This window comes from Streptomyces daliensis (assembly GCF_054782395.1).
Window position 1 is genome coordinate 1 of sequence record NZ_BAAGSO010000055.1, and the last position, 10,589, is coordinate 10,589.

The window sequence follows — 10,589 nt, forward strand, 5'->3', positions numbered from 1 at the left end:
CCCCGCGGGCGCGGGGAGCAGTACTACAGCCAGGACGACACCCTCCCCGAGCGGGGTCCATCCCCGCGGGCGCGGGGAGCAGTCTCGCTGACCTGGATGTTTACCGGGAGCAGGGGCCGTTCTGAGCAACTATTAGAGATTCGGACATTTCCACCATCCAGTCGAGCGAAGCGTCACCATTCAGCGTACGTACAGCGAGATCGCCCGCACGGATGACTGGGGCGGAGGGTGGAGCCGCCGGACTCCGGAGGGGGCGAGAACCGGCCACACCGCATGGGCGGTGACCTCCACACACTGGTCAGTAACGCTGTTTATCAGCCGTACCCGCCCAACAGGGCGATATCGCGGCCCTCTTGCGGGATCTAATCCTCCCTATGAACGTCAGGGGGCCGGATCCGGCGCGGCTGGGTGAAGGGCTGTCGCTGTCCGCGCGGAAGGTGTGGGCGAAGTCCGACCAGCGCGAGGGTGGCAGGAGCGGCGCCTGGCTGCCGTTGTGGCGGCACATGGCCGACAGCGGTGCGGTGGCCGGGCGGCTGTGGGATCACTGGCTGCCTTGGCAGGTGCGGCGGTTGGTGGCCGAGGCTCTGCCCGACGGCGAGGCGGACGCGCGTTTGCTGGCGGTGTGGCTGGCGACGGTGCACGACATCGGTAAGGCGACGCCCGCCTTCGCCTGCCAGGTGGAGGATCTCGCCGGGGTGATGCAGGACCAGGGGCTGGCGATGTCGACCCGGCGTCTGCTGACCGAGCGCAGCGCGGCCCCGCACGGTCTGGCTGGCCAGCTCCTCCTGGAGGAGTGGCTAGGTGAGCGCGGGTTTCCCAGGCAGGCGCGGGGGCAGTTCACCGTGGTCGTCGGCGGGCATCACGGCGTGCCGCCGGATGCCGGGCAGGTCCGGCATCTGCGGGGCAGGACGGACCTGTTGCGTACGCGGGGCCCGAGCGAGACCGTGTGGCGGGGCGTGCAGACGGAGCTGCTGGATGCCGCCGCTGCGGCGTGCGGGATCACGGAGCGGCTGGCGGCCTGGAGCAAGGTTCGGCTCCCGCAGCCCGTGCAGGTCCTGCTGTCAGCGACGGTGATCGTGGCGGACTGGATCGCGAGCAACCCCGACCTGTTCCCCTACTACCCCGACGCGCAGGGGCAGACCTCCGCGGAGCGGGTCGAGGCGGCCTGGCGGGGGCTCGAACTGCCCGCGCCCTGGCAGGCGGTGGACCCGCCGCCAGAGCCCGACGCGCACTACAGCTCCCGGTTCGTCCTCCCGCCCGGCGCCCGGGTGCGCCCAGTGCAGGCCGCCGCGGTCGAGCTGGCCCGGGAGCTGCCAGAGCCGGGGCTGCTGATCGTCGAGGCGCCGATGGGCGAGGGGAAGACGGAGGCGGCACTGGCCGTGGCGGAGGTGTTCGCCGCGCGGTCCGGTGCAGGCGGCTGTTTCTTCGCGCTGCCCACCCGGGCGACCGGTGATGCGATGTTCCCCCGGCTCAAGGACTGGCTGGGCCGGTTGCCGGATCAGGACGGGCAGCGGGGCGCGCACTCGGTCTTCCTCGCGCACGCCAAGTCCGCGCTCAACCCGCACTACACCGCGCTGATGGGCACCCCTTCCCGTCCGCTGGCCGTGGAATCGGACGACCTGCGCACGCGCGGCTCGCAGCGCGAGGGCCAACACGTCACACACGCCGCGGAGCTGGTGGCGCACCAGTGGCTGCGCGGGCGGAAGAAGGGGATGCTCTCCTCCTTCGTCGCGGGCACGATCGACCAGCTCCTGTTCGGGGCACTCAAGACCCGCCATCTCGCCCTGCGCCACCTGGCGTTGGCAGGCAAGGTGGTGGTCATCGACGAGGCACACGCCTACGACGCGTACATGGACACCTATCTGGACGGGGCGCTGGCCTGGCTGGGTGCCTACCGGGTGCCGGTCGTGGTGCTCTCCGCGACGCTGCCCGCGGCACGACGGCGGGAGCTGGCCCGAGCCTACGCGGGAGCGCAGGCGTACCCGCAGACGCTGCGACCGGACGAGGGCGGGGCCCCGCACGCGTACCCCCTGCTGACGGCTGTCGCGCCGGGGGGTACGGCGGTCGAGCGTGCCCCGGCCGCCTCCGGGCGCGCCACCAAGGTGCACGTCGAGACGCTGGCGGATGCCCCGGAGACCCTCGCCGAGCGCCTCGTCGCCGACCTGGCCGACGGGGGCTGCGCGCTGGTCATCCGAAACACGGTGGACCGGGTACGGGAGACCGCAGCCGCGTTGCGCGAGCGCTTCGGGACGGAGGCGGTGACGGTCGCGCACGCACGCTACGTCGACCTGGACCGCGCGGCCAAGGACACCGATCTGCGGGAGCGTTTCGGTCCGCCGCAGAGCTGTGCCGGGCGACGGCCGGAGAGCGCGCACATCGTGGTGGCCAGCCAGGTCGCCGAACAGTCACTGGATGTGGACTTCGACCTCCTGGTCACCGACCTTTCCCCGGTGGATCTCCTCCTCCAGCGGATGGGCCGCCTCCACCGCCATGAGCGGGAGCGCCCGCCACTACTGAGGACCGCCCGCTGCCTGATCACCGGTGTCGAGCCGGATGAGGAGGGCAGGAAGTGGACCACCGAAGGCGGGCCGGTACCGGTGCCGGTGCGCGGTTCGGCGGCGGTGTACGGGGCGTGGCCGCTGCTGCGCGCCGCAGCGGTGCTCCGGCCGCACCTGGCCAAGGACGGCCCACCCGTACGGCTCCCGGCGGACATCAGCCCGCTGGTGCAGGACGCCTACGGTGCGGCTCCGCAGGGGCCCGCGGGCTGGCAGGAGGCCATGGCGGTGGCGGAGAAGAGCGACGAGACACACCGGGCGCGGCAGAAGGAGAAGGCCCGCACATACCGGCTCACCGCGCCCAAGCCGCCGGGGAGGTCGCTGCTGGGCTGGATCGACGCGGGGGTCGGCGACGCCGACGACACTCCGACCGGGCGGCAGCAGGTGCGCGATGCCGAGGACAGCGTGGAGGTACTGGTCGTCCAGCGCACCGCCGAGGGCACCCTGCGCACCCTTCCGCATCTGCCGCCGGATGAACGCGGCAGGGCACGCGGACGGCTGGAGCTGCCCACCGACGCCGCGCCGGACCCGCATCGCGCCAGAGCGGTCGCGGCCAGTGCGCTGCGGCTGCCCTACCACTTCTGCTTCGCGACCGCGGACCGCGCGGTCGCGGAGCTGGAGGAGCTGTACGTCGAGGCGTGGCAGGGACGCGACTGCCACTGGCTGGCCGGGCAGTTGATCCTGGCGCTGGACGAGGAGTGTCAGTGCTCTTTGGCAGGCTTCGCATTGCGCTACTCGCCCGACGACGGTCTTGAGGTGACCCGTGCCCCCTAACGCGAGTTCAGCTAACGCGAGTTCAGCGGCCCGTGAGGCGGATGCGGTGCCCTCCTTCGATCTGACCTCGCAGCCGTGGCTGCCGGTCCTGCTGCGCGACGGTGTGGAGAAGGAACTGTCGCTGACCGAGGTGTTCGAGCAGGCGCACGACATCCGGCGAGTGCCGGGCGATCTGCCCACTCAGGAGTTCGCCCTGATCCGGCTGCTGCTGGCGGTGCTCTACGACGCGTTGGAGGGGGGACCGGACACCCGGGAGGCGTGGGAGGAACTGTGGACGGCGGGGCCGGACGGCTTCCCTGCCGACCGGGTCGCGGCGTATCTCGCTCGGCACCAGGAGCACTTCGACCTGCTGCATCCGGAGCGCCCGTTCTTCCAGGTGGCGGACCTGCGCACGGCCAAGGACGAGGTCTTCGCCCTGGACCGGATCGTCGCGGACGTCCCCAACAACGACCGTTTCCTGACCATGCGGGCCCACGGCGCACAGCGGCTGTCCTTCGCCGAGGCCGCCCGCTGGGTGGTGCACGCGCACGCCTGGGACGTCTCGGGCATCAAGTCCGGCGCGGTAGGCGATCCCCGGGTCAAGGCGGGCAAGGTCTATCCGCAGGGCGTCGGCTCGGCCGGGATGCTCGGCTGCGTCCTCGCCGAAGGGGACACCCTGCGCGAGACGCTGCTGCTGAACCTGATCCCCCGCGAGGAGGAGGACCTGCTGCGGCACGACGAGGAGGACCTGCCCGTCTGGCGTCGCCCTCAGCCCCTGGGGGCGGCCCCGCTGCCGGAGGCGGAGGCCGGACCGTTCGGGCCACGCGGTCTATACACCTGGCAGGCGAGGCGGGTGCGGCTGCACCACGACGGCGAGGCGGCGTACGGCGTGGTCCTCGCCTACGGCGATCCGCTCCCCTACCGCGACATGCACGGCCGCGAGCCGATGACCGGCTGGCGGCGCAGCGAGCAGCAGGAGAAGAAGCTGCGCACAATCCCGGTCTACCTCCCGCGCACCCATGATCCGGCCCGCACCGCCTGGCGGGGTCTCGCTTCGCTGATCACCGGCTATCCGCCCGAAGCAGCACGGAGGGGCGGGAGAGACGCGGCCCCGGGCATCACGCCGCGCGTGCTGGAGTGGCTGGGCCGCATGGCCGAGGAGAGCGACGCGCTGGGCCCGGACCACATGATCCGGGCACGGCTGCTGGGCTGCTCCTACGGCACCCAGCAGTCGGTGGTCGCCGATGTGGTGGATGACAGCCTGAGCCTGTCCGTGGTCCTGCTCTCGCCGCACGACACAGCGCTGCGCGATACTGCGGTGCGTGCCGTGCAGCTCGCGGAGACCGCGGTCTGGCTGCTGGGCAACCTTGCCGCAGGGCTCGCCGAGGCCGCAGGCACGGACCAGGCGACACCCCGGGCGGAGGCCCGCGAGCGCGGCTTCGGCGAACTGGACGGCCCCTTCCGCCAGTGGTTGGCCGGGCTCACACCCGGTGTCGATATCGATGAGCGACTGGAGAACTGGCGCCGCACCGCGCACGACCGGGTGCGTGCGCTCGGCTCAGAACTGGTTGCCTCCTCCAGCGAGGCGGCCTGGGAGGGACGCGTGAAGCCGACGGCGAAGGGCGGCACCTACTGGTTGAACTCCGCGAGTGTGGAGTACGGATTCCACAAGGAGCTACGCAAACGCGTCCTGGCGCCGGAAGACGACGGGCCGCCCGACGACGGCCAGGACTCGTCACCGGACCGACCCGAGGAGCTCACCCCATGACCACCAGCAGTCCGGCGTCCGCCGATGCCTGGCAGGACGCCTACGAGCCGGGAGTCGTGGGCGCTGCGGTAAACACGTTCCTGGTTCCGGTCCAGCGCGGTTATCTGCTGCCGAACAACGAGGCGTGGGCCGTCGCCCGGCTCGCCCAGCTCCGGCGCGGTGCGGGCAAAGCGCCGGAGGAGGTCCCGGAGCTGTTCGGCCTGACCGGCACCGAGAAGCTCTACACCGACAAAGGACGGTTGAGGAGCAGCGAGCACGGTCCCACCGCCGTTCATCTGGCGGTCACCCTCTACGCAGTGCACCAGCAGTCCCAGCACACCGCCCGGATGCACGTCCCCGGCCGTCGGCTGGGCCGCGCTGTGCGCGCGCTGATGCCTCAAGGGGAGATCAACGAGGGGCTGCGCCGCCGTTTCGTCCGCATCGCCGGGGCCACCTCGGCCACCGCACTCGCCTACCGGCTGCGGGAGTTGGTCCTGTTGCTGCGCCGTGAGGGCGAGCCGCTGGACTACGCCCGGCTCGCCGACCAGATCGAGCAGGCCCTCGATCCTGGCCAGCGCCTGAAGGTCCGCCAGGAATGGGGCCGGGAGTTCCACTCCGGATACCCGCGCAAGGAAGCCGAGGACACACAGGCCCCCGATGACGGTGGCTCGCGCTCCACCGGCCAGAACACACAGTGAGGATCAACCGTGAGCCGCACGATCATTGACATCCACATCCTCCAGACGGTCCCGCCGAGCAACCTCAACCGGGACGACTTGGGGACGCCCAAGACCGCGGTATACGGCGGGGTGCCCCGCTCACGGGTCTCCAGCCAGGCGTGGAAGCGCGCCACTCGCACCGCCTTCAAGGGACTGCTCGACCCGGCTGAGCTGGGGGTGCGGACCAAGAAGGTCGCAGAGCTCATCGGCGAGAGGATCCGAGAACTGGAGGAGGAGATGACAGCTGAGGAGTCCTGGGAGCTGGCCAAGGCCGTGGTGGAGGCGGGCACGGGCTCCAAGCTCCTCGTCCCGGAGCGTAAGTCGAAGAAGGACAAGGAGCCCGCCGACGGAACTGAGGAGGCGGCGCCGCAGCCGCCTGAGTCCAAGTACCTGATGTTCCTCAGTGCCCAGCAGCGGCGTGGCCTGGCCGAGTTGGCGGTCGAGGGCCGGGGCGACATCACCGCGTTTCTCAGGGTCAAGGAGAACAAGGATCGCGCACGGCAGATCGCCGACACCCGGCACTCGGTGGACATCGCGCTCTTCGGCCGGATGGTCGCCGATGGTGCCGACATCAACGTGGACGCCGCCGCCCAGGTCGCGCACGCCCTCAGCGTCCACAAGGTGGAAAACGAGTGGGATTACTACACCGCGGTGGACGACGAGAACGCCGAGGAGGAAACCGGCGCCGGGATGATCGGCGCCGTGGAGTTCAACTCCGCCACGCTCTACCGCTACGCCGCCCTGGATGTGGACCGGCTTGCCGACAACCTTGGCCAGGGCCTGGACGAGAAGGCCGACCGGGTCGCTCCGGTGCGCCGCGCGGTCGAGGCGTTCATCCGCGGTTTTGTCTCCTCCCTGCCGACCGGCAAGATCAACGCCTTCGCGCACCACACCCCGCCGGACGCCGTCGTGGTCAAGCTGCGCGAGACCCGGCCGGTCAGCTTCGTCGGCGCCTTCGAGGAACCGACAATGGACGAGTCCGGCAGCGGCCACGTCCGGCAGGCCAGCGAGCGCCTGGCCGAGCAGATCGCCGACGTCGAGGAGGCCTTCGGCGAGGAGGCCGTCGCCACCTGGGTGGTACGTGCCGGGCGCAACACCGCCAAGCTCGCCGAGGTCGGCACACCGGTCACGCTGGACGAGCTGGTGGAGGACGTCGGCACGGCGGTCGCACAGCGGTGGGACGGTACGCGGTGAGTGTGCTGATGCTCCAGCTCGCCGGGCCGCTCCAGTCCTGGGGCGCCGCCTCACGCTACTCCCGGCGCTCCACGGAGTCCGCACCGACCAAGAGCGGGGTACTCGGCCTGCTCGCCGCCGCCCAGGGCCGCTCCCGCACGGCCGACCCGTCCGACCTCGCCGCGCTGCGCTTCGGCGTACGCATCGACCAACCCGGCACACGTGTACGGGACTTCCATACCGCACACCACCAGGTGAGCGGGAAGGCGATGCCGGTCACCGAGCGCATCTACCTAGCCGACGCGGTCTTCCTGGCCGCCGTCGAAGGCGAGCGGACACTGATCGAGGAGCTGCACGCCGCCGTCCGCACACCGCACTACCTGCCCTTCCTCGGCCGCCGCGCCTGCCCGCCCGCGCGACGGCTCGACGCAGGAGTACGGCACCGGGCGGGACTGGAGGCCGCGCTGCGCGAGCACCCGTGGCTCGCCTCCCCCTGGTACCAAAGGCGGACCGCCCGCACCGCCCCGGAGCATCTGCCCGTGCTGCTGGATTCTGCGCCCGACGATCCTCCCGGCGACATCGTGGCCGACCAGCCGCTCAGCTTCGATCCGCGCCACCGCCGCTACGCCCGCCGGTCAGTGCAGCACGGCACCGTCCCACGGCCCGGCGCGGCACATCAAGTGCCGGAGCACGACCCGATGCAGCCGCTGAAGGACGACCGCTGATGTACCTCACCCACTTCCGCATCAACACCCCACGCCACGGGGCCCGCTTCCTGCTCTCCTCCCCCCAGCGCTGGCACGCGGCCGTGCTCGCCAGCTTCCCCGGCTTGCCCCCTGACCCCGGCGTCCGGCCCCGCATCCTGTGGCGGCTCGACCACAACGCCCGCGCCGACGTACACGCCTACATCGTCAGCCCCGACCGCCCCGACCTCACCCACCTGGTCGAGCAGGCCGGCTGGCCCAGCCTGGCCGAACCCGGCAACCCCGGCTGGGAGACCCTGCACTACCGGCCGTTCCTGGGGCGCCTGGCCAAGGGCGACCGCTGGGCGTTCCGGCTCACCGCCAACCCGGTGCACTCCATCCGCCGCAAGGACGGAGAACCCACCAAGCGCACCGCGCACGTCTCCCCGCGCCATCAACTCGGCTGGCTGCTGGAACGGCAGACGAGGCACGGCTTCATGCTGCTGCCGGGAGTGGTCCCGGACGCCCAGGATCCGCTGGAGCGGTACGCGGCCATCGTTCACGGCCGCCGCGACCTCTCCTTCCGCAAACGCCCCGACGACCCAGCACCGGGTACGGGGCCGAAGGGCAAGGGACGCCGCAGCGGCCCGGTCTCCCTGGTCACCGCCGTCTTCAGCGGACGGCTGGAGGTCACCGACCCCGACGCCCTGCGCAACGCCCTCACCCAGGGCATCGGCCGGGGCAAGGCATACGGCTGCGGTCTGCTCACCCTGGCCCCGGAGAGCTAACGCGATGACCACCGTCGGCAAACGCGGCGCCTCCTCCCCGCGCGAACTCACCCGCATCGGCGACCGGCTCTCCTTCGTCTACCTGGAGCGCGCCGTCATCCACTGCGCGGACAACGCGATCACCGCCGCCGACGGCGACGGCATCCGCCACCTCCCCTCCGCGACCATCGGCACCCTGCTGCTCGGGCCGGGCACGAAAATCTCCCAGCAGGCGATCCGACTGCTGGGCGAAAGCGGCGTGGGCATCGTCTGGGTCGGCGAACACGGCGTGCGCTACTACGCCGGCGGCCGGGCCCTCTCCCGCTCCGCCGCCCTCGCCGAGGCCCAAGCCCGGCTGTGGGCCAACCCACGCACCCGGCTGGATGTCGCCCGCGCCATGTACGCCCTGCGCTTCCCCGACGAGGACCCGGCCGGATGCAGCCGCCGGAAACTGCTGGGCATGGAGGGCGACCGCGTCAAAGCCTGCTACCGCACCGAGGCCGCCCGCACCGGCATCCGCTGGCGCGGACGCCGCTACGTCCAAGGCGACTTCGCCTCCGGCGACGCCCCCAACCAGGCGGTCACCGCCGCCGGACAGTGCATGTACGGCATCGCACAGAGCGTCCTCGCAGCCCTCGGCTGTGTGCCGGGGCTGGGCTTCGTCCACTCCGGACACGAACTGTCCTTCGCCCTGGACATCGCCGACCTCTACAAGACGGAGATCGGCATCCCGGTCGCCTTCGAGGTCGCGGCCGAGAGCGAGGAAGATGTCGGCGCCCGCGTACGCCGCGCACTGCGCGACCGCGTCCACGCCGCAGGACTGCTGGAACGCTGCGTCCACGACGTGAAGACGCTGCTCGCCCCCGGCCTGGCGGACAGCACCCCGGCGGAGGACGACGACCCGCTGCGCGACCGCGTGACGCTCCAGTCCGACCGCGGCGAAGAACTGGAGTCCGGCCACAACCTCGGCGAAGGATTGATCTGGTGACCGTGATCGTCCTGTCCAACTGCCCCACCGGGCTCCGAGGATTCCTCACCCGCTGGCTCCTCGAAGTCTCCCCCGGCGTCTTCGTCGGCAGCCCCTCAGCCCGCATCCGCGACGCACTCTGGGCCGAAGTACGCGAATACGCCCGCGAAGGCCGCGCACTCCTCACCTACAGCACCAACACCGAACAGGGCTACACCTTCGAAACCCACGACCACCACTGGCAACCCACCGACCACGAAGGCATCACCCTCATCCACCGCCCCACCGAACACCCCACCAGCCCCACCCCCGACACCACCCGCCCACCCCGCCCAGGCTGGAGCAACACCGCCAAACGCCGCCGCTACGGCCGCTGAAGAGCCGAAGACCGGAGCCCGCCCCCGCGGGCGCGGGGAGCAGCGGGCCTCGGCCTTGGTGCGGTAGTTGGGGTCGGGTCCATCTCCGCGGGCGCGGAGAGCAGGGGGCCACGCCGTCGGCGACCACTCCGCCGTGGGGCCCATCCCCGCGGGCGCGGGGAGCAGCTCCTGCGGCAGGCGCCGACCGGCCGGAGGTGGGGTCCATCCCCGCGGGCGCGGGGAGCAGGACGACCGGCCCCGGGCCGTGGTTCACGCCCAGGGTCCATCCCCGCGGGCGCGGGGAGCAGATCCGGAACGTCTCGTCGTACGTGCTGGCGATGGGTCCATCCCCGCGGGCGCGGGGAGCAGGGGGGGAGCGTCCAGAGTGCCACGGGCGTCGCGGGTCCATCCCCGCGGGCGCGGGGAGCAGAGCGCGGTGGGCGACAGTTCCACGGCGATCTCGGGTCCATCCCCGCGGGCGCGGGGAGCAGTCCTTGAGCACTCCGGCGATGCGCAGCGCCCGGGGTCCATCCCCGCGGGCGCGGGGAGCAGGCCGCGTCCGGGTCCACGGCCGCTGCCGCCTCGGGTCCATCCCCGCGGGCGCGGGGAGCAGTTCGGCCAGCTCGACGCGACGGACCTGACCGGGGGTCCATCCCCGCGGGCGCGGGGAGCAGCTCCCCGATCGCGGGCCCATGGTCGTCGAGCTGGGTCCATCCCCGCGGGCGCGGGGAGCAGTCTCGTTGACCTGGGCGTTTAGCGGGAGACGAAGCCCTTCTGAGCAACAAGTAGAGATTCGGACATTTCCACCACCCGACTGGACGAACCACCCTCATGCATCCCACTAGGCGCAGGATACGTACCGGGAATCC

At 71.7% G+C, this 10,589-nt stretch carries 8 protein-coding genes and 1 CRISPR repeat array; all 8 genes read left to right on the plus strand.

Annotation, left to right across the window (positions count from 1 at the left end; genetic code table 11):
* Nucleotides 1-374: 374 nt before the first annotated feature.
* From cas3 to cas2e, 8 genes are read left to right on the plus strand one after another with little or no spacing between them, the layout of a single operon-like run.
* Nucleotides 375-3,329, plus strand: a complete 2,955-nt coding sequence (gene cas3, locus ACYVOO_RS11630; protein WP_461015572.1) for a CRISPR-associated helicase Cas3' — start codon at nt 375-377, stop codon at nt 3,327-3,329.
* Between the two features lie 46 nt (nt 3,330-3,375).
* Nucleotides 3,376-5,076, plus strand: a complete 1,701-nt coding sequence (gene casA, locus ACYVOO_RS11635) for a type I-E CRISPR-associated protein Cse1/CasA (RefSeq protein WP_461015573.1) — start codon at nt 3,376-3,378, stop codon at nt 5,074-5,076.
* On the plus strand, nt 5,073-5,753 hold the full coding sequence (casB, locus tag ACYVOO_RS11640; protein WP_461015574.1) for a type I-E CRISPR-associated protein Cse2/CasB: 681 nt from the start codon (nt 5,073-5,075) through the stop codon (nt 5,751-5,753). The genes casA and casB overlap by 4 nt, the downstream gene beginning before the upstream one ends.
* 9 nt (nt 5,754-5,762) lie before the next feature.
* Nucleotides 5,763-6,968, plus strand: coding sequence for a type I-E CRISPR-associated protein Cas7/Cse4/CasC (cas7e, locus tag ACYVOO_RS11645; protein ID WP_461015575.1), 1,206 nt, complete (start codon nt 5,763-5,765; stop codon nt 6,966-6,968).
* Complete coding sequence (gene cas5e / locus ACYVOO_RS11650; protein WP_461015576.1) at nt 6,965-7,672, plus strand: type I-E CRISPR-associated protein Cas5/CasD; 708 nt, start codon at nt 6,965-6,967, stop codon at nt 7,670-7,672. The genes cas7e and cas5e overlap by 4 nt, the downstream gene beginning before the upstream one ends.
* Nucleotides 7,672-8,418 carry a type I-E CRISPR-associated protein Cas6/Cse3/CasE gene (gene cas6e / locus ACYVOO_RS11655; protein ID WP_461015577.1) on the plus strand — a complete coding sequence of 249 codons (747 nt, stop codon included), beginning with the start codon at nt 7,672-7,674 and terminating at the stop codon, nt 8,416-8,418. Before cas5e ends, cas6e begins: the two co-directional genes overlap by 1 nt.
* A 4-nt stretch (nt 8,419-8,422) precedes the next feature.
* On the plus strand, nt 8,423-9,385 hold the full coding sequence (cas1e, locus tag ACYVOO_RS11660) for a type I-E CRISPR-associated endonuclease Cas1e (protein WP_461015578.1): 963 nt from the start codon (nt 8,423-8,425) through the stop codon (nt 9,383-9,385).
* Nucleotides 9,382-9,741 carry a type I-E CRISPR-associated endoribonuclease Cas2e gene (cas2e, locus tag ACYVOO_RS11665; RefSeq protein ID WP_461015579.1) on the plus strand — a complete coding sequence of 120 codons (360 nt, stop codon included), beginning with the start codon at nt 9,382-9,384 and terminating at the stop codon, nt 9,739-9,741. The genes cas1e and cas2e overlap by 4 nt, the downstream gene beginning before the upstream one ends.
* A gap of 14 nt (nt 9,742-9,755) precedes the next feature.
* A CRISPR array of direct repeats spans nt 9,756-10,455; the repeat unit is 29 nt; unit sequence GGGTCCATCCCCGCGGGCGCGGGGAGCAG.
* The last annotated feature ends 134 nt before the right edge of the window (nt 10,456-10,589 follow it).